Origin of the sequence: Octadecabacter dasysiphoniae, from assembly GCF_021532615.1 — a bacterium.
Lineage (GTDB): Bacteria > Pseudomonadota > Alphaproteobacteria > Rhodobacterales > Rhodobacteraceae > Octadecabacter > Octadecabacter dasysiphoniae.
The window spans coordinates 186,603-208,642 of sequence record NZ_JAKGAQ010000004.1 but is presented as its reverse complement, the minus strand read 5'-3'; the positions used below and the strand labels follow the sequence as shown (position 1 = coordinate 208,642).

General features: G+C 57.1%; 27 protein-coding genes. 17 read left to right on the top strand and 10 right to left on the bottom strand.

Annotated features, from left to right (window positions below; genetic code table 11):
- The first annotated feature begins 145 nt into the window (after positions 1–145).
- Genes L0664_RS15420 through L0664_RS15410 form a run of 3 tightly spaced genes read left to right on the top strand, consistent with a single transcriptional unit; the run spans position 146 to position 3,280 of the window.
- The gene (locus tag L0664_RS15420; protein ID WP_235226788.1) at positions 146–895 is read left to right on the top strand and encodes an FkbM family methyltransferase; all 750 of its coding nucleotides are present in this window, start codon (positions 146–148) and stop codon (positions 893–895) included.
- Positions 892–2,013 (top strand): UDP-N-acetylglucosamine 2-epimerase, encoded by a 1,122-nt coding sequence (neuC, locus tag L0664_RS15415; RefSeq protein WP_235226787.1) that lies wholly within the window; start codon positions 892–894, stop codon positions 2,011–2,013. The genes L0664_RS15420 and neuC overlap by 4 nt, the downstream gene beginning before the upstream one ends.
- Positions 2,003–3,280 carry a 3-deoxy-D-manno-octulosonic acid transferase gene (locus L0664_RS15410; RefSeq protein WP_235226786.1) on the top strand — a complete coding sequence of 426 codons (1,278 nt, stop codon included), beginning with the start codon at positions 2,003–2,005 and terminating at the stop codon, positions 3,278–3,280. Before neuC ends, L0664_RS15410 begins: the two co-directional genes overlap by 11 nt.
- Here L0664_RS15410 and L0664_RS15405 read toward each other — a convergent pair.
- Positions 3,277–3,975, bottom strand: coding sequence for an acylneuraminate cytidylyltransferase family protein (locus L0664_RS15405; RefSeq protein WP_235226785.1), 699 nt, complete (start codon positions 3,973–3,975; stop codon positions 3,277–3,279). The two genes, L0664_RS15410 and L0664_RS15405, sit on opposite strands and share 4 nt — an antisense overlap.
- Before the next feature lie 45 nt (positions 3,976–4,020).
- Positions 4,021–5,658: a pentapeptide repeat-containing protein gene (locus tag L0664_RS15400; protein ID WP_235226784.1), complete on the bottom strand. Its 1,638-nt coding sequence runs from the start codon at positions 5,656–5,658 to the stop codon at positions 4,021–4,023.
- 92 nt (positions 5,659–5,750) lie between these two features.
- On the opposite strand from L0664_RS15400, the gene rimO reads away from it, so the two are divergent.
- Positions 5,751–7,136: a 30S ribosomal protein S12 methylthiotransferase RimO gene (gene rimO / locus L0664_RS15395; protein WP_235226783.1), complete on the top strand. Its 1,386-nt coding sequence runs from the start codon at positions 5,751–5,753 to the stop codon at positions 7,134–7,136.
- Between the two features lie 186 nt (positions 7,137–7,322).
- Positions 7,323–8,513, top strand: coding sequence for a serine hydrolase domain-containing protein (locus tag L0664_RS15390; protein WP_235226782.1), 1,191 nt, complete (start codon positions 7,323–7,325; stop codon positions 8,511–8,513).
- Between the two features lie 60 nt (positions 8,514–8,573).
- On the opposite strand, the gene L0664_RS15385 is transcribed toward L0664_RS15390, so the two are convergent.
- Together L0664_RS15385 and rsgA are read right to left on the bottom strand one after the other, a co-directional pair.
- Complete coding sequence (locus L0664_RS15385; protein ID WP_235226781.1) at positions 8,574–9,056, bottom strand: flavodoxin family protein; 483 nt, start codon at positions 9,054–9,056, stop codon at positions 8,574–8,576.
- A gap of 237 nt (positions 9,057–9,293) precedes the next feature.
- The gene (gene rsgA / locus L0664_RS15380) at positions 9,294–10,376 is read right to left on the bottom strand and encodes a ribosome small subunit-dependent GTPase A (RefSeq protein WP_235226780.1); all 1,083 of its coding nucleotides are present in this window, start codon (positions 10,374–10,376) and stop codon (positions 9,294–9,296) included.
- Between the two features lie 469 nt (positions 10,377–10,845).
- On the opposite strand from rsgA, the gene L0664_RS15375 reads away from it, so the two are divergent.
- Positions 10,846–11,226 carry a thiol-disulfide oxidoreductase DCC family protein gene (locus L0664_RS15375; RefSeq protein ID WP_235226779.1) on the top strand — a complete coding sequence of 127 codons (381 nt, stop codon included), beginning with the start codon at positions 10,846–10,848 and terminating at the stop codon, positions 11,224–11,226.
- Here L0664_RS15375 and L0664_RS15370 read toward each other — a convergent pair.
- Complete coding sequence (locus L0664_RS15370) at positions 11,208–11,558, bottom strand: YigZ family protein (RefSeq protein WP_235226778.1); 351 nt, start codon at positions 11,556–11,558, stop codon at positions 11,208–11,210. The two genes, L0664_RS15375 and L0664_RS15370, sit on opposite strands and share 19 nt — an antisense overlap.
- A gap of 60 nt (positions 11,559–11,618) precedes the next feature.
- Positions 11,619–12,152, bottom strand: a complete 534-nt coding sequence (locus tag L0664_RS15365; RefSeq protein WP_235226777.1) for a tetratricopeptide repeat protein — start codon at positions 12,150–12,152, stop codon at positions 11,619–11,621.
- Positions 12,153–12,275: 123 nt separating this feature from the next.
- Here L0664_RS15365 and L0664_RS15360 point away from each other — a divergent pair, with 123 nt between their 5' ends.
- The 4 genes from L0664_RS15360 to L0664_RS15345 all read left to right on the top strand — a co-directional run bounded on the left by L0664_RS15360 (position 12,276) and on the right by L0664_RS15345 (position 14,269).
- A complete protein-coding gene (locus L0664_RS15360) occupies positions 12,276–12,548 on the top strand; it encodes a hypothetical protein (protein WP_235226776.1) in 273 nt (90 codons plus the stop codon).
- Between the two features lie 17 nt (positions 12,549–12,565).
- Positions 12,566–13,141 (top strand): DUF1444 family protein, encoded by a 576-nt coding sequence (locus tag L0664_RS15355; RefSeq protein ID WP_235226775.1) that lies wholly within the window; start codon positions 12,566–12,568, stop codon positions 13,139–13,141.
- A gap of 48 nt (positions 13,142–13,189) precedes the next feature.
- Entirely contained in the window at positions 13,190–13,840 is a 651-nt protein-coding gene (gene trhA / locus L0664_RS15350) for a PAQR family membrane homeostasis protein TrhA (protein ID WP_235226774.1), read from the top strand.
- A gap of 144 nt (positions 13,841–13,984) precedes the next feature.
- A complete protein-coding gene (locus L0664_RS15345; protein ID WP_235226773.1) occupies positions 13,985–14,269 on the top strand; it encodes a CBU_0592 family membrane protein in 285 nt (94 codons plus the stop codon).
- Here L0664_RS15345 and L0664_RS15340 read toward each other — a convergent pair.
- The gene (locus tag L0664_RS15340) at positions 14,266–14,991 is read right to left on the bottom strand and encodes a M48 family metallopeptidase (protein ID WP_235226772.1); all 726 of its coding nucleotides are present in this window, start codon (positions 14,989–14,991) and stop codon (positions 14,266–14,268) included. The genes L0664_RS15345 and L0664_RS15340 overlap by 4 nt on opposite strands.
- A gap of 151 nt (positions 14,992–15,142) precedes the next feature.
- Here L0664_RS15340 and L0664_RS15335 point away from each other — a divergent pair, with 151 nt between their 5' ends.
- The 4 genes from L0664_RS15335 to L0664_RS15320 all read left to right on the top strand — a co-directional run bounded on the left by L0664_RS15335 (position 15,143) and on the right by L0664_RS15320 (position 18,429).
- Positions 15,143–15,964 carry a class I SAM-dependent methyltransferase gene (locus tag L0664_RS15335; RefSeq protein WP_235226771.1) on the top strand — a complete coding sequence of 274 codons (822 nt, stop codon included), beginning with the start codon at positions 15,143–15,145 and terminating at the stop codon, positions 15,962–15,964.
- A 3-nt stretch (positions 15,965–15,967) separates the two neighbouring features.
- Positions 15,968–16,207, top strand: coding sequence for a hypothetical protein (locus L0664_RS15330; RefSeq protein WP_235226770.1), 240 nt, complete (start codon positions 15,968–15,970; stop codon positions 16,205–16,207).
- The gene (locus L0664_RS15325) at positions 16,204–17,307 is read left to right on the top strand and encodes a class II histone deacetylase (RefSeq protein WP_235226769.1); all 1,104 of its coding nucleotides are present in this window, start codon (positions 16,204–16,206) and stop codon (positions 17,305–17,307) included. The genes L0664_RS15330 and L0664_RS15325 overlap by 4 nt, the downstream gene beginning before the upstream one ends.
- Before the next feature lie 63 nt (positions 17,308–17,370).
- On the top strand, positions 17,371–18,429 hold the full coding sequence (locus L0664_RS15320; RefSeq protein ID WP_235226768.1) for a Hint domain-containing protein: 1,059 nt from the start codon (positions 17,371–17,373) through the stop codon (positions 18,427–18,429).
- Here the strand turns inward: L0664_RS15320 and L0664_RS15315 are convergent.
- Positions 18,398–18,745, bottom strand: a complete 348-nt coding sequence (locus L0664_RS15315; protein WP_235226767.1) for a RidA family protein — start codon at positions 18,743–18,745, stop codon at positions 18,398–18,400. The two genes, L0664_RS15320 and L0664_RS15315, sit on opposite strands and share 32 nt — an antisense overlap.
- A gap of 100 nt (positions 18,746–18,845) precedes the next feature.
- On the opposite strand from L0664_RS15315, the gene L0664_RS15310 reads away from it, so the two are divergent.
- The 3 genes from L0664_RS15310 to L0664_RS15300 are packed head-to-tail and all read left to right on the top strand — an operon-like array spanning position 18,846 to position 21,214.
- Positions 18,846–19,424: a nitroreductase family protein gene (locus L0664_RS15310; RefSeq protein WP_235226766.1), complete on the top strand. Its 579-nt coding sequence runs from the start codon at positions 18,846–18,848 to the stop codon at positions 19,422–19,424.
- Entirely contained in the window at positions 19,421–20,119 is a 699-nt protein-coding gene (locus L0664_RS15305) for an EI24 domain-containing protein (RefSeq protein WP_235226765.1), read from the top strand. The genes L0664_RS15310 and L0664_RS15305 overlap by 4 nt, the downstream gene beginning before the upstream one ends.
- Positions 20,120–20,179: 60 nt before the next feature.
- Positions 20,180–21,214 (top strand): endonuclease/exonuclease/phosphatase family protein, encoded by a 1,035-nt coding sequence (locus L0664_RS15300; RefSeq protein ID WP_235226764.1) that lies wholly within the window; start codon positions 20,180–20,182, stop codon positions 21,212–21,214.
- On the opposite strand, the gene L0664_RS15295 is transcribed toward L0664_RS15300, so the two are convergent.
- Positions 21,196–21,492 (bottom strand): DUF1467 family protein, encoded by a 297-nt coding sequence (locus tag L0664_RS15295; protein ID WP_235226763.1) that lies wholly within the window; start codon positions 21,490–21,492, stop codon positions 21,196–21,198. The genes L0664_RS15300 and L0664_RS15295 overlap by 19 nt on opposite strands.
- Complete coding sequence (gene mce, locus L0664_RS15290) at positions 21,492–21,890, bottom strand: methylmalonyl-CoA epimerase (protein ID WP_235226762.1); 399 nt, start codon at positions 21,888–21,890, stop codon at positions 21,492–21,494. The genes L0664_RS15295 and mce overlap by 1 nt, the downstream gene beginning before the upstream one ends.
- Positions 21,891–22,040 lie beyond the last annotated feature (150 nt).

The window sequence follows — 22,040 nt, the reverse complement described above, 5'->3', positions numbered from 1 at the left end:
GTCTCCAAACATGTCAGGCAATGCGACCCAGTTAGAACGCGGCCCGAAAACACGGAAAATGGCGCGCCTTCCGGCGTCAGATCGACGGGCTCGAAAGATTTTCCGACTGTTCAAACAGCACCGCTTGGCAAAAGTGGCCACTTCGATGTCCAAGATATTTTTCGACACAAAAATCAGGTTTTCCTACGACAGCACGGCCGACATTTACCGGTCGTATGATCCCGAACCCCATGTCACAATTCACAAACGCAGACTGGGCATGATGCTTGCGGGCCACCTCGTGCGGGGGCGTAGACTGGCATACGATTATTTATTGGACCAGATCGATTTTCAGGACGATGACTGGATTATTGACGTCGGCGCCAACACCGGCGATCTCGCGTTGGCGTTCAAGGCGATGGGGCGTACAGTAAACGTGGAAGCGTTCGAGCCCTCGCCTCTAGAATTCTCTGCCTTGCAACAAAATCTCGAAGCCTGCCCCGCAATCGGACATTATACCGCTCATCAACTGGCGCTCTGGAACGAGGCAAACGAAGGGCTGACATTTTATCTCAAAGCGTCAAAAGCAGATAATTCCCTGTTACCCATTGAAGGTGCAACGGACACGATCACTGTCGAGTGCAAGAAGCTATCGGACGTGCTAACGGACCCCAACCGGCGCTATCGCCTTCTCAAATTGGAAGCAGAGGGCGTGGAGCCTGAAATTCTGTTGGGCGCGCAAGATCTGTTGCAAAGAGTGGATTACATCTCGGCGGATGTCGGTTTTGAACGGGGCATCGAAAAGCAGTCGACCCTTCCTGACGTGACAAACTATCTGCTGGGCCAGAATTTTGAAATTGTGGGTTTTGGAGCGACCCGCTTGGTAATCCTCTTCAAAAACAAGAGGGCTCCATGACATCCAGATCCATCCTTTTTGTAACCGGAACCCGTGCCGATTTTGGTAAGCTGGAACCTTTGGCCATTGCCGCGCGCGACCGCGGGCATGACGTCGGGTTTTGGGTGACGGGCATGCATATGCTGGATCGCTACGGGATGACCAAACACGAGGTCGCGCGCACGCAAGGGGTGGCCGTGCACGAATACATCAACCAGCGCGCCGGTGATCCCCAAGACCACGTGCTGGCCAAAACGGTTACCGGATTTTCCGATTTCGTCGCTGAATACAAACCTGATCTGGTGGTGATCCATGGTGATCGCATCGAGGCACTGGCCTGTGCGTTGGTTGCAGCCACCAATTACATCCGCAGCGCCCATATAGAGGGTGGCGAAGTCAGCGGCACCATCGACGAGATTTTTCGCCATTGTAACTCAAAGCTCGCGAGCCACCATTTCGTGTCCTCACAGGCCGCGCGAAAGCGTGTGATGGCTATGGGGGAACCGGACGGGTCAATCCATGTGATCGGATCGCCCGAGCTTGATTTCCATTCCGGCCCGTCTGGCGTGACCATGGATGATGTGCGCGAACGCTATGAATTGCCCGCCGGACCGTTTGGCATTGTCGTCTTTCACCCCGTCACGTCCGAGGCCGCGAGCATGGGCCAGCAGGCCCGCGATCTGTTCGCAGCCCTGACCGCATCAGGCAAGAATTTTGTAGTGATCGCCCCGAACAATGACCCCGGATCGGATGATATTTTCGCGGTGTTGGATGATTTGCCAAAGGATCGGTTCCGCATTCTGCCTTCAATGCGGTTTGCCCATTTTTCCGAACTGATGAAAAACGCCGCCTGTATGATCGGCAATTCGAGCGCGGGCGTGCGCGAGGCGCCGTTCCTTGGCACGCCGTCCCTGGACATCGGAACACGCCAGACCAACCGCGCCGAGGCCCCGTCTTTGCATGCCGTTGCCGCATCTGACGCCACAGGGATCGCAGCATTTCTAAGCGGCGAATGGGGCAAGCGGTATGATCGCCATGACGCATTCGGGCAAGGCGACGCTGCCGCGCGGTTTGGCAATATCATGGATGATCCGGCCTTCTGGGAAGGCGCGCTGCAAAAACGGTTCCATGACCAGTAAGCCCAAAATCGGGCCTATGCTGCGGCTTGTGCTGGGGGTCGGCGCGCTGTTGCAGCCCTTTGCGCGGCCCGTCCTGACGCGGCGGCTGACCAAGGGCAAAGAAGATCCCGACAGGTGGCGCGAAAAGCTGGGCCAAACGGATGCGCAGCGCCCGGACGGCCCGTTGATCTGGATGCATGGTGTCGGCGTGGGGGAGGTTATGGCCCTGCGCGGGTTGATTGATGCCCTGTCGCGCGAACGCCCCGATCTGAATTTCCTCGTGACGTCGTCCGCGCGGTCTTCGGGCGATGTTTTTGCCAAAAACCTGCCTGCGCGCACGCAGCACCAATATCTGCCGCTTGATTTGCCCGGCCCAGTGGCCGCGTTTCTGGATCACTGGCGGCCCGATCTGGCGGTGTGGTCGGATCAGGAAATCTGGCCAAGGTTCGCGGTTGAGGCCGCCCGCCGATCGATCCCGCAGGCCTATGTCGCAGCGCGCATCACCGATGCCTCAGCCAAGGCGAAATCGCGGTTCGGGCAGGCCTACGGTGATTTGTACCGCATTCTCGATCTGCGCCACGCGCAAGACGCGGGCACGGCCGCGCATCTGCACGCCCTGATGGGGGATGATACTCCCGTCGCGGTGACAGGGTCGCTGAAACCCGCCGCTGCACCGCTGACATTTTCACAAAACGATCTGACGGCGTTTGTCGACATCCGCACACAGCGGGGCCTGTGGCTGGTCGCGTCTTCGCACAGCGCGGATGAAACGGTGGCCCTGAAGGCGCATAAAATCCTGCGCCAGACGCAGCCCGATGCCATCCTTCTCATCGCGCCGCGTGATGCCGCGCGCGCGCCCGCCATTGCGCAGACCGCACAGGATATGGGCCTGCCCACCAGCCTGCGCAGCGACACCGACCGCCCCGGCGACAGCGATGCCGTTTACATCGCCGACAGCTATGCAGAACTGGGGACATGGTATCGCGCCACGCAGATTGCCCTGATCGGCGGCACGTTTGACGCCACCGAAGGCCACAACCCGTGGGAGGCCGTGCCCCTGCACGCCGCGATCCTGCATGGTTCGCGCACCGCTAATTTCGATCTTGATTTCAAAGCGCTACACGCGGGACAGGCCTGCAAAGAGGTCACGGATGCCGCGTCGCTTGCCACCGCGCTGTTGGATCCAGCGACGATTAATCTGCACGCCGCGGCGATTACGGTACGCCGCACCGCGCTGCTGAACGTGCGCACGATTGCGGATGATCTGTTCGCCCTGCTGCGCCCTTAGGCCAGCCCCAAGCGGTCTTTCATCAGGAATTCCACGATCTTCCAGTCAATCGGCTCGTCGATATCAAGACAGCGTTCGGCGGGGATCACATAGGGGATGACGCGGCCTTCGTAGATGGCTTTGGCACTGCGCAAATAGGCCGGGTCCAGCACATACACGAGGCCGACGTGATCATAAACGACAGGCGCATTCTGGCGCGCCCACGTCCCGCCGGGCAGCGGTTTGGACACCTGCAATGCCCCGGTTTCATCCGTTTCAACCATATTGAAATACGGGTTCTTGCGGCTTTCACAGACCGACATCACCATATCGGGGCGGTCATTTTCAAACAGATCAATCGCGCCGTTGATGTCTTCAAGAAGGCGCAGGGGCGATGTGCAATCAAGATCAACAAAGCCTGTTGCCGGGCCCAACGTCGCCTCAACCGCATCAAGCGCGTGCTGCCACACCCCCCATTTGGGCGCGTCATCAGTGGCCAAATGCGCAGGCCGCAACCCGATATCGAGAGCCCCTTTGGCGACGGCGTGATCATACATTTCCTGGCTGTCCGTGCTGACGACAACCGCATCAATGCGATCACTGTCAAACAGCGGATCCAGCGACCAATCAATCAACGGTTTGCCACATAGATTGCGGAAATTCTTGCCCGGAACCCCCTTAGATCCCGCCCGCGCGCCGATGTGTCCGATGATCATATGGGTGCCTCCCTTGCTTGGTATTTCTATGCCCGCACGGCCAAATCAACGCAACCGAAACCGCGTGCGCAGGCCAAGGCCAAGGAAAAAGAGGAGGATAAAGGCGAGGACGGTTTGGGTGGCCGTCAAGAGCTGCACAATCCAGTGCATTTCCTGAATACCTACCGCCCCGAAATATGTTCTCTGAAAGCCAAGGAACTTGAAAATACTGGCAAATGACAATCCCGCAGCTTTGCCAAATGCAGCCCCACCCGCAGGCCCGAGGGACGCAAAGTACACCCCAAGCGGTGCGATAAACAGCCAAAGCAGCCCGAATGCCGGCCTCTCGATTGACCCGCCGTATCCAGAAATCCAGCCAAACAAGCGATAGGGTAAGCGTTGTAGCTGACCTCCTATTCGCGCAGCATGATGCATTTCACGAGCAAAGAAAAAATGTTCCTCCTCGGGCAAGGATTGCCGGTTCATCGCGTGGCGTAGTGCGGCGGCAGATTCTTTGGCAATTTCAGCATTTTGTTCATGGGCGATACGCCCTTGTCGCCATCCGATGTGGATGAGCGGCCAATGCGTATCCCGTGCAGTCACCCTTGTTGAAGCGGGCAATGTTGTATTGCTAAGGACCGGCATGAGATCGGGGAAGATTGCTGCTTCGAAAGACACTGGCTGTTCAAACATTGCATTCGCAAAGGTCAGAACCGTTGCGCGCGGCGCGTTGGCTTCTGGCGGTCCAAACCTCCGCAAATAGAAATCAACCCGTCCCTTAAAATGCGCCGCTGAGAAAAGAGCCTTTGTCCCGAAATGGGCGGTTTCCCGTTCCTTCTGGAAACCGCTTCTGCCTTTGAAAGACGCGCGACCATCGATCGTCGCTTCGTGAAAACTCAATCTGCCATCAACAATGGTTCCGTCGAAATCCAAATCCCCACCAAACTTGGCTTTTTCGAAACCTGCCTTTCTTTTGAAGGTTGAATCGCGAAACGACGCCGCGCCACTACAAGACGCGTCTTCAAATGAGGTATCCCGTTCAACGGTCATTTCGACTGCGTTAATCGTGCCGTCAATCGTCATCATTTTGCATTTAAGCCCGCCCGCCACCTCAAGCTGGTCTGTGATAAAATCGCCAATGACTGTTGCTTCGGAGAATGAGGCGTCTTTGGACAGAACTGCTTTGGTAAGGTTCACGCCATCTTCGAAATGGGCGACTTCGCATTTCAGATCATCTTTGAGCGTCGCATCAATCAAAGACAATCGCCCGCCGAAAAAAGCCGTATTCGCCATCAATCCCTCCGAAAAGTTTGACCCGTCGAAGATTGCCCCTTTCGGCAAGAAGAACCCGTGCAAGTGAACTGGGCGAACAAAATGCAGCCGAGATAAATCGCAAGGCCAGGTCTCGTAGCTAAACTCAGTAGGCCATTCAACGCCTGCATTGCGGCTTTGATATTCCGCCAGCCAAAGAGCCTCGATTGAGCGGTGTTCCTTGTGCCAATCACCGCTGGGAGGCAATGTTATTCCCGATTCGCGAGCCTTGTCCGACATCGGGCCAGAGCCACGTTGCAGGATCGTATTCCAAGCTTCACGATTGTCGCGGTGACGCTCTGAATTGAGCGCACCGATCTCTTGTTCGCCGTGCAGCGTCATCAGCACATACCACGGGTTTTCATTCGCGGGGGTTCGTACAACTTCGTCCATCACTCACATCCTCAATACACCTGCGCACGATACCGCCCCCGCCTTGTACCGCAAGTCTTCCCAACCGCGTGCGCAGTCCCTATACGCGCCCCATGTCCCAGAACCCGCCATCCCTGCGCCCCGACCTCGCCCCGAAGATCAAGTTCTCTGAACCCAAACGTGACGGCCAGCCGACCATTGGTATGGTGTCCCTTGGGTGTCCTAAGGCGCTGGTCGATAGTGAGCGTATCCTCACCCGTTTGCGCGCCGAAGGGTATGCGATTTCGCCCGACTATTCCGGTGCCAATGCGGTGATCGTCAACACGTGCGGGTTCCTTGATTCCGCCAAGGCCGAAAGCCTTGATGCGATTGGTGAGGCGCTGGTGGAAAACGGCAAGGTCATCGTCACCGGATGTCTGGGCGCAGAGCCGGATTACATCCGCGAACACCACCCCCAGATCCTTGCCGTCACAGGCCCGCATCAGTACGAACAGGTGCTGGATGCCGTGCACGCCGCCGTGCCGCCCTCGCCCGATCCGTTCATTGATCTGCTGCCCGCCAGCGGGGTGAGCCTGACGCCGCGCCACTACAGCTACCTCAAGATTTCGGAGGGGTGTAACCACAAATGCAAGTTCTGCATCATCCCCGACATGCGCGGCAAACTGGCCAGCCGCCCCGCCCACGCCGTGATGCGCGAGGCCGAAAAGCTGGTGGAGAATGGCGTTAAAGAACTGCTTGTTATTTCGCAGGATACGTCAGCCTACGGGGTGGATATCAAACATGCCGAAGACCGGGGGCATCGTGCGCATATTACCGATCTGGCGCGCGATCTCGGGTCGCTCGGGGCGTGGGTGCGCCTGCACTACGTCTACCCCTACCCGCATGTGCGCCAGCTGATCCCGCTGATGGCTGACGGGCTGATCCTGCCCTACCTCGACATCCCGTTCCAACACGCGTCAACGGATGTGCTGCGTCGCATGGCCCGCCCCGCTGCGGCTGCCAAGACGCTTGATGAAATTGCCGCGTGGCGCGACATTTGTCCCGATATCACCCTGCGCTCGACCTTCATCGTCGGCTACCCGGGTGAAACGGAGGCAGAGTTCCAGGTGCTGCTCGATTGGATGGACGAAGCGCAATTGGACCGCGTCGGGTGCTTTCAGTACGAAAACGTGGATGGCGCGCGCAGCAACGCCCTGCCCGACCATGTTCCGGCGGACGTGAAGCAAGACCGCTGGGATCGTTTCATGGAAAAGGCACAGGCCATTTCCGAGGCGAAGCTGGAGAAAAAGGTTGGTCAGTTCATCGACGTGATCGTGGATGATATTGACGAAGACGGCATCGCGACGTGCCGCACCAAATCGGATGCGCCAGAGATTGACGGGAACCTGTTTATCGATGAGGGCACAGACGGGGTAAACGTCGGGGATATTGTTCGCGTCGAGGTTGATGAGGCGGGGGAATATGATTTGTGGGGAATGGTTGCGCGAACGCCCGGTTAGCGGACCAAGCCAACCTTTAATTGAAACTCGCACATGAGCGCGGCCAAATTTGTGGCGCGTTCTACTTGTTCGGCGACTAAGACCTCACGTTTTGCGCAAGCGGTGAGATCCGAATGATTGCGCCAGATCAATGCTCCTTTCCTGTCGCTTGTTATTCATAGGCATGTTTTTCGAAGGACATTGGAAATGAACACCCCCTCAGATGCCACCGTGAATGGCTTTGTGAGTTCGAGGTTTGCGGGCGTGCAAACAGCATTCGAGGAGAATTTCACGAAGCGCGGTGAACTGGGCGGTGCTTGCTGTGTCTATTTAAACGGCGAAAAAGTGGCTGATCTTTGGGGTGGTGTTCGCGATCCAGCGACCGGTGCGCCTTGGGAAGAAGACACCATGGTCCTTGTCTTCTCTCTCACCAAAGGGATGTCAGCATTGACGCTCGCGCTGGCGCATTCGCGCGGGTGGCTCGACTATGAGGCGCGTGTTTCAGATTACTGGCCAGAGTTTGCCCAGAATGGCAAAGGGGCAATCACCGTGCGACAACTGCTGGCCCATCAGGCGGGTCTGCATGCGTTCCATGAAAAGATCGATCGCGCCGTTATTGCAGACCCAGACCGGCTGGCGGCAATTTTGGCGCGCGAGAAACCAGCATGGGAGCCCGGCACCCGCAACGCTTATCATTTTTTGTCGCTGGGCTTTTATGAAGGTGAAGTGCTGCGCAGGGTTGATCCGGCGCACCGCACGCTTGGGCAGTTCTTTCAGGACGAAATCGCGACGCCGCTTGGCCTCGATTTCTATATTGGTCTTCCGGATGTGATCCCCAACGAACGGCTTGCGCCGCTCACCCAAGCTGGCCTGATCAAGTCGGTCTTCGGATACCCATTTGCGATGATACGGGCATTGATGAACCCTTGGTCTGATACGTTTCGGGCCTGCATTGTAAACCCGGGCGCAGGTGTGGTTATGGACAAGGACCGGATATATGCGCGTGATCTTGAGGTTCCGTCCGGCGGCGGCGTCGGCACAGCACGCGCTATCGCAAAGGCCTACGGCGCCTTCGCGACTGGTGGGTCGGAACTCGGGCTGCGACCGGAAACGCTGGCAGCGCTCAGGGCCCCCGCCATACCCCCATCACACGGTTTTTTCGATGAGGTGCTTCGGGACGACGCGCAATACGCACTGGGTTTCATGAAGCCGTTTGCGGGCTTTTCGTTTGGTCACGCGGACGCCTTTGGTGCGCCGGGTGCGGGCGGTTCGCTTGGCTATGCCGATCCGTCGATCGGGTTGGGGTATGGATATGTGACCAACCGCATCGGACCCGGCGTTGAGCCCGACCCAAGGGACGTCGCATTGCGAAAGGCCATATCGGCAGCGCTGGCCTAGCGCCAACCAAAGCCCGCATCAGTCAGTTGCTTCCACTGCTCTGCGTGGTGGTCTGTCACATCATCCGTTCACGGCGCTCAATTTCGCTATAAACGTATCGATGGCGGCCTCGTACTGGCCACTAACAACCTGATCATGAGGCAGCGCTAATGTGGCCTCCAACGGGACAGACAGAAGGCTTTCCACCATTTTCACGGCCTTTTCAGCAGGAGAATGCCCGCCAAAGGTAAAGAACACTGCGACCCGCCCCGATAATCGCGGCTTTTGCGCCAAGAAAGATCGCAGCGGCAAGGCAGGGTAGCTCGTCCAGATGGGCGCGCCGATGATGACCAGATCATAACCTTCAATCGACAGGTCCGGAACGTCGATCGGCGGCAATCGGCCTTTGACACTGTCATACCCTGCTCGCAGATAGGCAAACCAACCGCCTTGGTAACGCGGGCATTTGATCTCTTTGATGTCAGCCGAGAGCGCAGCCCCAAGCGCATTTGCGACGTTCATCGTGGTGCCCGTACGCGAATAAAACAAAATCAAGGATTTCATCTACTTGCTCTCTTTCCTCGGCTTTCAACAGACATCACGGCGCGCCAGATGATGCGGCCCATCTTTTTAACTGTCACGGGTGCCCCCTTTCATACCTCTTTCATTTGTCGCGGGACGCATCGCACGCTTTGGCGACCTGCCCCTTGATATGGGTCAACGCCTTGTGCGCAATTGTGCGCGTTGAACAGGATTGTTGAGGCGCCCGAGGTTGAATACTCGGGCGCCCCCGTTTTTGCCTTAACCCCTTTTTGCCTGTTGCTTTGTGATCCGGCGGACCAATTTGCCGAACGCTTTGTCTTTGGATCTGCGCTCGGCCAGGCTCGATGAATTGAATGCCTCTTCAGCTATCAACTTTCGCCAGCGGCCCAAGCGGGCGCCGTCAATCTCACCGTTTTCAATTGCCTCCAAAACAGCACATCCCGGTTCCGTCATATGCTGGCAATCTTTGAACCTGCATTGGGTTGAAAGGCTGTGAATATCCGCGAAAACATCATCAATGCCGGATGCCGCATCGGTCAATTGCAGTTCGCGCATCCCGGGTGTGTCCAGCACGATGCAACCATCTGGCACAAAGTGTAACTGTCGGCTTGTCGTCGTGTGACGACCTTTGGCGTCATCTTCGCGGATGGCTTGCGTTTCGATCATCTGGGTACCCGATAGGGCATTGGCCAAGGTTGACTTGCCCACGCCAGACGACCCCAGAAACGCGACAGTCTTGCCTGGCTTGCACCATTGCGCCAACTTCACCTGCGGCTCATCCCCTCGTGCATCAAGGGCGACGACAGAAACAATTTCCGAGATCGATTGCGCCTCATCGACATAGTTTTGCGTATCAGAAGCCAAGTCAGACTTCGTAATGACGACGACCGGTGTGATATCCGCTTCGAACGCTAAGGCGATATAACGCTCCAGGCGGGCGATGTTGAAATCTTGATTGCACGACGTCACGACAAACGCCGTGTCGATATTAGCTGCGATCAACTGTACCTGACGATCCGTACCGGGAGCGCGGCGTTTCACAAGGCTTTTTCGATCCAAAACGCGCCCTGACTTTGGATGCCCACGGTCAAGCAAAAGCCAATCACCAACCGTGACGTCCGATTGCGGGGGAATTGCCTCGTCGATGCCATCGCCGACAACATGCAGCGCGTTACGATGCACTTGGACAACGCGGACAGGTGGCGTTTCTGCCAGTTCGTCCACGCTGATCTGTTGCGCAAAATATGGCTGCCAACCGAGTGTTTCGAGTGTTGATAAGGGTCGTGTTGATGCTGCGCCCTTCATATTGGGCGGAAGAAATTTGGAATAGTCCCGGGTCATTGGGGATCAACTTTCATGTCTTAGCCATAAGCAACGCTCAGGCTTGAAGTGTCAGTATTTTCTGAGATCGCAAAACAACAGGCCGACCAAATAGGTTTTGGCCGCACATTTGGAGTGTTGATTTGCATCGGGAGGACTGTTGCCTCCCCACTTTACCGGGACATGAAATCTCCATGATTGTGGTGGCTAGAATAGTTTCGGATTGTTGGTTTTTCAAGCGTGGCCAGCCGCAATGGGGTAAACTCTGGACATCGGACAGACTGCTTTCATCAGTTTTTGCGATGTTGAACACGCAAGATTTCGTTGGGGTGTCGATATAGAATTCCCAGAAAATGGCAGCTCGCCTTGCTTTCGTGACACCAGATCAGCCGCCACAGCGCTAAACCTGCGGGCACCACATTCGCCCACACCCATGAGCGGAACGAAGCCCAAGGGTTGACGCCCCCGCGCTGGCCCTATCTTTCCTTCCATGGGCAAACACACCACCAAAATCCTGCACAACGACACCTGCCCGATTTGCGCACGCGAAGTTGCGTCTTATGATCGGCTGGCGCGCAAGTCCGGCGTGACGTTCCAGCTTGATGGGTTGGACCGCGCGCACGATTGGGGACTGGACGAAGACACCGCAGCACAGGTGTTTCGGGTTCAACGTGACGGCCAAACCTATGAGGGCGTTGCCGCGTTTCGTGTGCTTTGGGCGCAACTGCCCTATTGGCGTCATGTGGCGTGGTTCAGCGGGCTGCCCGTCATCCGCACGCTTGGCGAATGGGGGTATAAATACGCGGCCGCACCGTTTCTGTACGGGATGCACAAACGGCGCGAACGGCGTTCTCAGGGGGCGTCCCAATAGACCCGCACGGCGTCTTGCACCCGTCGAAAACGATCCCCGCCCAAGTGAACACCGCCGAACCAGCGGGTGACGACGATGATTTCGCCAACCCGTTCTTCGCGTTCCAGCATCCGCAAGATCACAAGACCTGCGCCTGCTTCGCCATCGTCGTTCTTGATCGGGGTGCCGTCGGGCAGGATCACCGCCCATGTGTTATGCGTCGCCTTGGCAAATTTCTTGCGGCGACACAGGGTTTTGACAAAGGCTTTGGCCTCATCCGCGGATTGGCAGGGCCCGCCGGACACCGCGTATTTTGATCCCCTGTCGGTGAAGATACCCATCAGAACGCGCATAAAAAACTCCCGCCTGTGCGCAACAAACGGGAGCAGTGTCATCGTGTCAATCAGCGCCGTTTAGTAGGACGGGCCTGTGCCGCTTTCGATTGCCATGCGCAGGGCAATTTCTGGCCATGTCTGGCGGCCATCGCGGGCGCGAATTTCAGACAATTGCGTTTGCGCGCCGATCAGATCGCCCATTTCGACCATGCCCTGCCCCATGTAGGACCGCGCGAGGTTGTTGTCGGGATCAATCGCCAACGCTGCGGCGTAAAACGACATTCCGCTTTCCAAGTCGCCTAGTTTGCGGGCTGTAAATCCGTAATAGGTTTGCACCATGCTGTCAGCAGGATCGAGCAGATCAAGAACGTCGCGCGCATCCGCAAAGCGGCCGTCATAGGCAAGTTCGCGCACCGCATCCATCATCGCGTTGTCGTCATTGCTCGACGCGGCGGGCGTCATGCAGGTTTGCGTTGCCAGATCAAACACAAGACCATCGGCGCAGGTTTCGGTCGTTTCTGTCGGCGTTGGCGGCGTGTCGGTTTCCGATCCGGCGGCAAAGCCCATGGCGGGGGCAATCGCGAGGAGGGTCGCGGCGAGGGTGCGTTTCATAAGATGTCCTTTCGTTGTGTCCAATCAGGAACGTAGCGCGGCACGCGGCAGTTTCAAAACGGCAGGCTTGCGCGCCATAGGTAAGGGCCTAAACTTGCCCCGATTATAGTTGAAAGGTTTGCCATGCGCTCGTTTGTGTTGTCCTTGATGTGCGCGCTTTGCCTTAGCGGCGCGGCCCTTGCCGATATTGAAAAACCGGCGTCGTTGAACGACACGCTTGATCTGTTGTTGGACCGCATATTGCCCACATTTCCGCAAGCGCAAGTGAACCGCACGGATCGCAATATCACGCTTGATCCTGCTGATGGCAGCATCGTGAACCCCGACAATATCCACGCCGTATTACAATCAGCGCAAGACGGGGCAGACGTGAGGCCGCGCTGGATAATTTCGTAAACTCCATGATGGCAGCGATGTCAGAAACGCCCCGCGATCCGGGTGATCTGCCGCTTGATCGTCTTTTTCCGGTGCTGCGGCATGCATCGTTTGCACAGTCTACAGGCGATGGTGGTATCATACCGTCGGGCGACAACGGGCTGTATTTTGAACCCTACATCGGTGACATGATCCTTGTGTATGCCATCGATTATCCGGACCGCGTGGCCTATGTCACCCGCGCCAATTTACGCGACGCCAATGTGCGCACATCCCAGATGGAGGACGCCGCGTGGAAGAATTTTCAGGCCAAGCGCGACATCGTTGAATTTCAGGGCAATGGCGTGTCTTTTATGGCGGTGATTGACGGGTTCTACGAAAGCTCACTGGTGCTCGACTCTGAACTTTGGGTGTCTGTGGCGCAGCAAATGGAAGACGACATCGTGATGATTGTGCCCGCGCGTGATCTGATCATCGTGGCCCCCGCCAGCAACACCGCTGAGGTCGCGTTTCTTCGATCAGTGCGCACAGATATTCTGGAAAACGGCACCCACCAATTGTCTGACCTGATGTACATCTGGCGCGACGGGCGGTGGGCCGTGTTTGATGAATGACGCAACGGCATCATAGGTTCGCAACCTTTTGTGCCTAAGTTGGTCTGCATGACCCATTGTGACCCCTACCCGACCTATTCACGCGGCGAACGGATTGCGGATGGTGCCGTGCATGTGGCCGGCATTGTCTTTGCGATTGTGGGCACCGTGCTGTTGATCCTGTGGGCGAGCGAGCAAACAACAGGTATGATCGCGGGGCTGTGGGTGTACGGGGCCGCGCTAATCGCGTCCTTCGTGGCATCATTTTGTTACCATTTCACGCCATGGGAAGGCCCGCGTCCCGTGTTGCGCCGGATTGATCATGCGGCAATCTACCTCAAGATCGCGGGGACATATACGCCGCTGGTCGTGTTGATCGGATCGGCCTTTGCCTACGGCATCCTTGCGGTGGTCTGGGGGTTGGCCGCACTCGGCGTCGCGATGAAGCTGTTCTTTTGGGGCCGTCCGACCCGCTGGGGCGTTGGCCTTTATCTTGGATTGGGCTGGATCAGTCTGGCGCTTGCCACATCGCTGGTGCCGCTGGTGTCGGGCGCTGTGATGGGGCTGATCGTTGCGGGTGGCCTTGTGTATTCGGCTGGTGCTGTTTTGTTCAGCCTTGAGGGGCTGAAATATCAAAACGCCATCTGGCATAGCTTCGTTCTGATCGCGTCTGTCTGCTTTTTCGCCGCAATTGCGCTCGGTGTTTTCGCGCCCGCCTGATCCTTATTGCAGGTATGGAATTGCCCACCTGACGCAGGCGTCAGGCGCGGCGTAGTGTTGTCCTATTAAAGACGATCAAACGCCAATGCGGGCAATTTTCGCCCCTCACTTTTGGCACACCATATTTTATATCGGAGACCTTTTATGTCCCAGACATTTCAAATGATTCCGCCGTCCCTGCTTGAGGCGATTGGCGTGGTGGGGTTCGGCCTATACGTGCTGAACTATACGATGTTGACCATGCATCACCTGACGTCCCATTCGAAAACCTATTTCATCATCAACATCGTCGCGGCGAGTTGTGTGCTGATCGGATTGATCCATTCGTTCAACCTCGCGTCGGCGCTGATCCAGGGGTTCTGGATCGTGATTTCTTTCACAGCAATCTTCGTGCGGTTGCGCCCGTCCAAGGACGCCAGCCTCGCCTAAAGGCCGGCGGCCGTGCGGCGCACAATGTCCACCCGTTCCGCATTGGGCGGATGGGTGCCAAGGAAACGATCACCCGGATCGGGCACACGGAAAAAGAACTCCGCACCGCGCACGGGGTCATATCCGGCGCGTGCGGCGATGATGGTGCCAAGGCGGTCTGCCTCAAGCTCGAAATCTTTGGAATAGGTGCGCGCACCAACGGCGGCCCCCAGTTCTTGAGCGGTGCGCACCGCATCACTGCCCCCACCCGTTACACCTGCCAGCTGGCCAAACACGACGGCCCCCAGCGTTGCATTGCGACGCTGCTGGGCAAGATGGTTTTCAATGTGGTGCGCGGCCTCATGCGCCATAACGAATGCGATTTCATCGGCATTTCGGGCGTCTGCAATCAGCGCAATTGTAAAGGCGATGATCGGGCGCCCCGTTTCATCCACCGTTTGGAATGCGTTGGCAGGCTGGCGGGGGCGGTCATCCACCACAATCCGAAAATCACAGTTCAACCCCGGTGAGCGGCGGCGGCATTCGCGTTCGGCCACGGGTTCAAGACGATCCACAACAGCCACAAACGCCCGCGCCATGGCCCGTTGTTCGCGCGGAATTTCGGCCACAGGGCTGGATGCTGGCACGGGGGCTGACGTCGATGTGTCTGATTGCGGCGTCACCACCGCATCACATCCTGCCAGCGTTAAGGCCGCAACACAGGTCAAAATCATTAAACGCATTGCTGGCTTCTTTCGTTGGGCTTGCACAAACATATTCACAAAGGTTAGCGCAATCAACCTGCGGGTCTATGGGGATGACAAACGATTGTTCCCGTAACGGCAAAGATATGTCAGAACGGATAAAAGGTAACCCAAAACCAAGAAGCTTCCCATGAAAACCAGACGCCATATCAAACGGTCCATTCGTACGAACTTCGCCGAACGTTGGACCACGTTCCTAGACTTTCCGATGTATGCGGCCAACAGCACCGGCCCGTCGAAATTCCCGCGCGACCTGACGTTGCAAGGCATCAACGATATCGTTCCGCGCTTTGCCGATCTGGCAGCGTTGAGCTCGGGCCAGACGGTTCAGCATGTGAATGTCGAAAGCTTCATCAAAGACGAAGCAACCCGCGCCCGCAGCGAAATTTTGGGCAATATGCTGACAGAACATGGGTCCGAAAAAGCCCGCAAACACAACTATCACTTGCTCCTGGCCCACGCGCTGCAAGCCCCTGAAAAGGCAAGCGCCATCCTTGAAATCGGGATGGGCACGAACAACACCGACGTCGTGTCCCACATGGGCAAACGCGGACAACCCGGCGCATCCTTGCGCGCGTTTCGCGAATTTCTGCCAAACGCCCATGTCTATGGGGCTGATTATGATAAACGCATCCTGTTCACAGAAGACCGCATTTCAACATTTTTCGTCGATCAGACATCGGTCGAAACCCTGACCGATCTGGCCACGCATTTGCCCGCACAGCTGGATCTGATCATTGATGATGGCCTTCATTCTGCCCATGCCAACCTTGCGACATTGGCCTTTGCGCTGCCCAAGCTGGCAAAAGGCGGCTGGTACATCTGCGAAGATATCCATGCGGCCGCTATCCCTGTCTGGGAAGCCGCCACGCATATGATTTCCACCGATTTCACCCCCTATATCGTGCAAACAGCCGGGGCGATCGTGTTTGCCGTCCATCACAAAGGCTGACCCATGTTTACCATTGAACACGAGTTTGACGCGACGGTTGTCACATTGGTGGACGATGGCGACACCCCGTTGCGCGAAGACGTGGTCATTTCCGCGTTCGAGGATTGCGTCACCCTGACCCAGATCGACACACGCACCGATATGCCGGTGTCGGTGACAATGTCGATGTCGCAGCTGCGCGATCTGCAAATGGCGCTGAACCTGCCCGAAGGGTCCTACCGTTTGAAAAAGGATGACGCATGACCAAGACAGGTTTTTTCTGGGACGAGCAGTGTTTCTGGCACGGTGGCGGCAATTACGCGGGCATGTTGCCTGTGGGTGGTCTGGTACAGCCTATGGCGTCAGGTGGTTTGCCCGAAAGCCCCGAAAGCAAACGCCGCTTGATGAACCTGATGGATGTCACCGGATTGGCCCGCGATCTTGATCTGTGCCACGCACCTGCCGCCCCCACCGACGATCTGCTGCGCGTCCACCCTGCGTCCTATCTGGACACATTCAAATCCACGTCCGATGCGGGGGGCGGTGAATTGGGCCGCCGCACGCCGTTCGGCCCCGGCGGATATGAAATGGCGGCGCAATCTGCTGGCCTGTCTATCGCAGCGCTCGGGTCGGTTCTGAACGGCACGCACACCAACGCCTACGCCCTGTCCCGCCCGCCGGGCCATCACTGCCTGCCCGATTACCCCAACGGGTTTTGTCTGTTTGCCAACCTCGCGCTGGCGATCCAATCCGCCCGTGCCAAGAAGCTGACAGAACGCGTTGTCGTGCTGGATTGGGATGTGCACCACGGCAACGGCACCGAAGCGATCTTTTACGATGATCCCGACGTGCTGACGATTTCGATGCACCAAGACCGCAACTATCCAATGGACACCGGCGATTTCGCGGATCGGGGCACGGGAAAGGGCGCGGGCTTTAACCTCAACATTCCGCTGCCGCCGGGGACGGGGCATGTCGGATATCTGGCAACGATGGAACGGATCGTCCTGCCCCAAATCCGCGCCTTCAACCCCGATGTTATTGTTATTGCATGCGGATATGACGCCGCCGCGATTGACCCCTTGGGGCGGATGCTGGCCACCGCAGAAACGTTCCAGATCATGACCCGACAGGTCAAAACGCTGGCCGCTGACATCTGCAATAGCCGTTTGATGATGGCCCATGAGGGCGGCTATTCCGAAGTCTACGTTCCGTTTTGCGGCCATCATGTGCTTGCGGAAATGTCCGGCAGCAAAATCACCGCCCCCGACCCGTTTGGCGATGTCTTTCCCCTGCGCCAGCCCGCAGCCGCGTTTGATCGGTTTCTGGAAGGATGGATCGGCGAAATGGCGGATGCTCTTTAGGGCGCGGTTTACCAAGATGAAATAATTTGCGCGTAGATCGCCCCCAAAGACAATGGGGGCCGCATGGCTGAAATCGATGGCGACAACACCAACAATACGCTGACAGGCACCAATGGCAGCGACACCATCAAAGGGTTTGATGGCAACGATTCCATCAATGGCGGGTCTGGCAATGACACGTTGTATGGCGGGGATGGCGACGATTCCATAACGGGCGGCGGCGGGGATGACGTCATCGTTGGCGGACGCGGCAATGATACGATGGCCGCGGGGTCCGGATCGCCAAGCGATACTTTCGTGATCCGCGACGGGGATGGCAACGACACCATCACGGACTTCGACCCAAACGAACCGGACATCGTCGATTTCCGCATGGATGAAATGAACACCTATCAAGATGTGCTTGACCGGATGTCGCCGTTCAACGGCGGCACTCTCATCACATATGACAACGGATCGACGCTGTTTCTTGAAAACGTGCGGCAGGGTGATTTATCGGCAACCAATTTCACATTTGGCACCGGCCCCGTCTGTCTGCATGCAGGTACAATGATCGACACGCCCTATGGTGCGGTGCGCATTGAACACCTTTGTGCAGGTGATCTGGTGCTCACGGCCGATCACGGCCCGCAACCTGTGCGCGCCATTGTTCATCAGGTGCTGCATTTTTCCACGGCCTGCGATGACGGCAAACCGATCATGATCAAACGCGGGGCATTGGGCCAAGGCGTGCCTGTCCGGGCCACCATCGTGTCACCACAACACCGTATAGTGCTGCATGATGCTGCGCGCGGGGGTGATGTCTTTATCGCCGCCAAACGGCTGACTTCCGGCCAAGGCATGCGCCAGATGCGCGGGCGGCGACGGGCAGAATACCACAACCTTTTGTTCGCACGTCATGAGGTTATTTTTGCAAACGGCATGGCCGTTGAATCGCTTCTGCTCAGCGCTCAGGTGTTGGCCGCCGCGCCGAAATTACACGATGCGATACCCCAACCCCGCCCGCCTATGACATTGGCGCGTGCCGTGGTGAAACAAGACCCGCGATCAGCGGGCCGAAACGATCACCTTGCAGCAAACGGCCCGCCCGTCAGCGAACATCGTATGCCGCATCTACAATAAATTCGACCTTCAGTTCGGGGCGCGCCAGCTTTGCCTCGCCGCAGGCCCGCGTTGGTGCATGGCCGGCAGGCACCCATGCGTTCCACACCTCGTTGAGCCCCGCAAAGTCGGACATATCAGCCAGCCAGATCGTCACCCGCAGCATATCTTCGCGCGATGATCCCGCCTTGATCAACAACGCATCGATCTTATCAAGACAGGTTTGCACCTGATCTTGGATGGTGTCGCCCTCGGCCACTTGGCCCGTCAGATAGGCGACCCCGTTGTGTTTTACGATCTTGGACGATCTTTCACCAGTTTCTATGCGTTCAATCATGGCGTTTCCTTTCGCTGTTGCCCCAGACCTAACAAGGTCGCGCGCCCACTGGAACCCGCGCCTGCGAAGTCTTATGTCTAGGCCAACAAAAGGATCGCCCATGCCAACGCCAAACCCCGCCGCCCTTGAATTTCTACTGTCGCGCCGTTCGCGCCCCGCCAAAACCCTGCGCACGCCGGTGCCGGACCGTGACGTGATCAAGACACTGCTAACAGCGGCCGCACGCACGCCCGATCACGGCAAACTGGAACCTTGGCGGTTCATCGTGTTGGAAAAGGAAGCGCTGATGCGCCTTGCGGCGATGGTCCCTACCCGCGCGGCGGCACTGTCCATTGATCCAGACAAAATCGACAAAGCCATCGCGCAATACCGCGATGCGGACCTTGCGATTGTCGTCGTGGACAGCCCCGTGCCATCCGAAAAAGTGCCCCAGATCGAACAGACGTACTCCTCAGGCGCGGTCTGCCTGTCACTGCTGAATGCCGCGCTTGCCGCTGGTTGGGGGGCGAACTGGCTGTCGGGTTGGACATCCCATGATGCCGAATTTTGCCGCACAGGCCTGAACCTTGAGGCCCATGAAAAGGTCGCAGGATTGATCCATATCGGCACGGAAACCAATGCCCCGCCAGAACGCCCGCGCCCCGATCTGGCGCAGAAAACCACGTGGATGTCCCAGTGATCCTGACCGATTTTTTCAAAGCGCTCGGGCAGATGGATGATCGCGCCTTTCGCCGCGTGTTGTTTCTGGGCCTCGGGCTGACAATTGCGCTGCTTGTCGGGCTTTATGCGGGCTGGCTGGCGTTGGTGGATTACATCGATGACGGCCCGTTGACCCTGCCGTTTGTCGGCGAAGTCACCTGGATCGGGTCGTTGCTGAACTGGGGCGGGCTTGGCGTAATTATCGTCATGTCGATCTTTCTGATGATCCCTGTGGCCTCTGCGATCACGTCCTTTTTCCTTGAGGATGTCGCGGACGCCGTCGAAGCCAAACATTACCCGACCCTGATGCCCGCCCCCAAAGTGCCCTTCGTCGAAGCCCTGAGCGACACTGTTATGTTCTTTGGCGTGTTGATCGGCGCCAATATTGCAGCGCTGTTTGCCTACGCGTTTTTGCCGTTCCTTGCTGTGCCGATTTTTTTCGCGCTTAACGGTTATCTGCTCGGGCGGGAATATTTCACCATCGCGGCCATGCGCCGGGAAGGTCGCGTCGGCGCGAAGGCGATGCGGCGCAAACACAGCGGCGAAATCTGGGTGGCCGGGGTGTTGATGGCCCTGCCGTTGACCATCCCGATTATGAACCTGTTTATCCCGATCCTTGGGGCGGCGACGTTCACCCATTTGTACCATAGACTCGCCAAAACCCGCGCAGACTAGCCAGATTGGGCTGTGTGGCCTAAGCTCAGATCAGAGTTTATCTGTTTTTGAGGTCTTATTTTGCCCGCACACGGAAAACCAAGCCCCGCGTTTCATTTTCGCGCGACCCATGAAATGGGCGCGCTGGACGCGCATTTCGATCTGCGCAATGTGCCGCCCCGCAGCGATGACACCCTGATGTTGGCCTGCTGGAATATCGCCAATTTCGGCATCCAGAAACGCAGCGACAACGCGATCAAACTGCTGGCGCATATGTGCCGCCGCTTTGATCTGATCGCCGTGCAAGAGGTCAACGAGAACTGGCACCCCCTCGCGGATCTGGTCGATGAATTGGGCCCGTCGTGGGATTTCATCATGTCGGATACGGCGGGCAACTACGAACGCCTGGCCTTTGTGTTTGATCGCGACCGCGTGACGCCCAAACAGTTGTTCGGCGAAATTGCCTTGCGGGCGCGGGATTTCCCCAAACGCGATGTCACCGTAAATTACACCTACCGCCGCGTGCCGAAATCCAAGACGTTCAAAGACCTTGAATTTGAACCCTATGATCGCAATCCGTTCATCGGATCATTTGCCTGTGGGATGCTCGATTTTACATTGGCCAATTGCCATTTGTATTGGGGGGATGGCGGCAATCCGACCAATCTGGAAAAGCAAACCAAATACGCCCGCCGTGTGATGGAGATTCACGCGCTGGCCGCTTGGGCGGACAAACGATCAGAAAAATCCACGACCTATGATCAGGATATCATTCTGTTGGGGGATATGAATGTCCCCAGCATGACGCCGCTTCAGGCAAGCTATAGCGCGTTGATTGAATACGGGATGAAGCCGTTGAAATATGCGTCCCGCGTCGGCGGGTCCAACCTGTCGGGCAAAAACACCTATGACCAGATGGCGTTTGCCCCGGATCGCCTGCAAGGCAAGATCATGGATTATGCCGTGTTTGATTTTGACAATGCGGTGTTTGCGGGGCTTTGGCAAAAACTGTCATCCATCGACAGCGACAAGAAACGCGCCTCCGCCTTTCGCAAACACGTGAATTATCATTTATCCGATCACCGCCCGCTTTGGGTTCAGTTGGATGTGTCCTGAATGGATGTGGGCGTGGACATACGATCAAACCAATCGATGTCACGCACGCTGATCCAGCCCGACAGAATGACAAACGCCAGAACCGCCCAAATCGGGATCGCCCAATAGGTCGTGATGCGCGCCTTGCGGCCCACATCAGCATTCGCGGGGGCAGATTTATGGGTTCCGGGCACGACCTCGCCTGCCTCACCTTGGGTTTTCAACTGCAACGGAAGCACGATGAAAAACGTCATGAACCAAACAACGGCGAACAAAACAATGGCAGATGTAATACCCATTAGACTTGCTCCAACTCGATCAGGCAGCCATTAAAATCCTTGGGATGAAGGAACAGAACCGGCTTATTGTGTGCACCGATCTTGATGTCACCCAAAACCCGTGCCCCTTCGCCAAGCAATTTGTCGCGCGCGACTTCGATGTCATCGACCTCATAACAGATGTGGTGAATGCCGCCCGACGGGTTCTTTTCAAGGAATCCCTTGATGGGGCTGTTGTCACCAAGAGGATAAAGAAACTCGATTTTGGTGTTGGGAAGCTCGATAAAAACGACCGTGACGCCGTGATCGGGTTCGTCCTGCGGTTCGCCCACTTTTGCACCCAAAGCCGACGCATATTGCGCGCAAGCGGCCTCAAGATCCGGCACCGCAAGGGCCACGTGGTTCAAACGTCCAATCATTTTGTGTCCTCCAGCATGTGTTGCCCGCCTTATCGGATATGGTGGGCGCGCGCACAATGTCCATCATGTCGCGGCCACTTTCTTGCGCGCCATTAACCTTAGATTCATCACGCTCCCGTCTAATGACTAAAATTGCAACCAAATCGGGGG

What these genes read in the sequence shown, in the direction of transcription:
- L0664_RS15420 (WP_235226788.1), top strand. Translation starts at nt 146, where the DNA reads ATGTCCAAGATATTTTTCGACACAAAAATCAGGTTTTCCTACGACAGC.
- neuC (WP_235226787.1), top strand. Translation starts at nt 892, where the DNA reads ATGACATCCAGATCCATCCTTTTTGTAACCGGAACCCGTGCCGATTTT.
- L0664_RS15410 (WP_235226786.1), top strand. Translation starts at nt 2,003, where the DNA reads ATGACCAGTAAGCCCAAAATCGGGCCTATGCTGCGGCTTGTGCTGGGG.
- L0664_RS15405 (WP_235226785.1), bottom strand. Translation starts at nt 3,975, where the DNA reads ATGATCATCGGACACATCGGCGCGCGGGCGGGATCTAAGGGGGTTCCG.
- L0664_RS15400 (WP_235226784.1), bottom strand. Translation starts at nt 5,658, where the DNA reads ATGGACGAAGTTGTACGAACCCCCGCGAATGAAAACCCGTGGTATGTG.
- rimO (WP_235226783.1), top strand. Translation starts at nt 5,751, where the DNA reads ATGTCCCAGAACCCGCCATCCCTGCGCCCCGACCTCGCCCCGAAGATC.
- L0664_RS15390 (WP_235226782.1), top strand. Translation starts at nt 7,323, where the DNA reads ATGAACACCCCCTCAGATGCCACCGTGAATGGCTTTGTGAGTTCGAGG.
- L0664_RS15385 (WP_235226781.1), bottom strand. Translation starts at nt 9,056, where the DNA reads ATGAAATCCTTGATTTTGTTTTATTCGCGTACGGGCACCACGATGAAC.
- rsgA (WP_235226780.1), bottom strand. Translation starts at nt 10,376, where the DNA reads ATGACCCGGGACTATTCCAAATTTCTTCCGCCCAATATGAAGGGCGCA.
- L0664_RS15375 (WP_235226779.1), top strand. Translation starts at nt 10,846, where the DNA reads ATGGGCAAACACACCACCAAAATCCTGCACAACGACACCTGCCCGATT.
- L0664_RS15370 (WP_235226778.1), bottom strand. Translation starts at nt 11,558, where the DNA reads ATGCGCGTTCTGATGGGTATCTTCACCGACAGGGGATCAAAATACGCG.
- L0664_RS15365 (WP_235226777.1), bottom strand. Translation starts at nt 12,152, where the DNA reads ATGAAACGCACCCTCGCCGCGACCCTCCTCGCGATTGCCCCCGCCATG.
- L0664_RS15360 (WP_235226776.1), top strand. Translation starts at nt 12,276, where the DNA reads ATGCGCTCGTTTGTGTTGTCCTTGATGTGCGCGCTTTGCCTTAGCGGC.
- L0664_RS15355 (WP_235226775.1), top strand. Translation starts at nt 12,566, where the DNA reads ATGTCAGAAACGCCCCGCGATCCGGGTGATCTGCCGCTTGATCGTCTT.
- trhA (WP_235226774.1), top strand. Translation starts at nt 13,190, where the DNA reads ATGACCCATTGTGACCCCTACCCGACCTATTCACGCGGCGAACGGATT.
- L0664_RS15345 (WP_235226773.1), top strand. Translation starts at nt 13,985, where the DNA reads ATGTCCCAGACATTTCAAATGATTCCGCCGTCCCTGCTTGAGGCGATT.
- L0664_RS15340 (WP_235226772.1), bottom strand. Translation starts at nt 14,991, where the DNA reads ATGCGTTTAATGATTTTGACCTGTGTTGCGGCCTTAACGCTGGCAGGA.
- L0664_RS15335 (WP_235226771.1), top strand. Translation starts at nt 15,143, where the DNA reads ATGAAAACCAGACGCCATATCAAACGGTCCATTCGTACGAACTTCGCC.
- L0664_RS15330 (WP_235226770.1), top strand. Translation starts at nt 15,968, where the DNA reads ATGTTTACCATTGAACACGAGTTTGACGCGACGGTTGTCACATTGGTG.
- L0664_RS15325 (WP_235226769.1), top strand. Translation starts at nt 16,204, where the DNA reads ATGACCAAGACAGGTTTTTTCTGGGACGAGCAGTGTTTCTGGCACGGT.
- L0664_RS15320 (WP_235226768.1), top strand. Translation starts at nt 17,371, where the DNA reads ATGGCTGAAATCGATGGCGACAACACCAACAATACGCTGACAGGCACC.
- L0664_RS15315 (WP_235226767.1), bottom strand. Translation starts at nt 18,745, where the DNA reads ATGATTGAACGCATAGAAACTGGTGAAAGATCGTCCAAGATCGTAAAA.
- L0664_RS15310 (WP_235226766.1), top strand. Translation starts at nt 18,846, where the DNA reads ATGCCAACGCCAAACCCCGCCGCCCTTGAATTTCTACTGTCGCGCCGT.
- L0664_RS15295 (WP_235226763.1), bottom strand. Translation starts at nt 21,492, where the DNA reads ATGGGTATTACATCTGCCATTGTTTTGTTCGCCGTTGTTTGGTTCATG.
- mce (WP_235226762.1), bottom strand. Translation starts at nt 21,890, where the DNA reads ATGATTGGACGTTTGAACCACGTGGCCCTTGCGGTGCCGGATCTTGAG.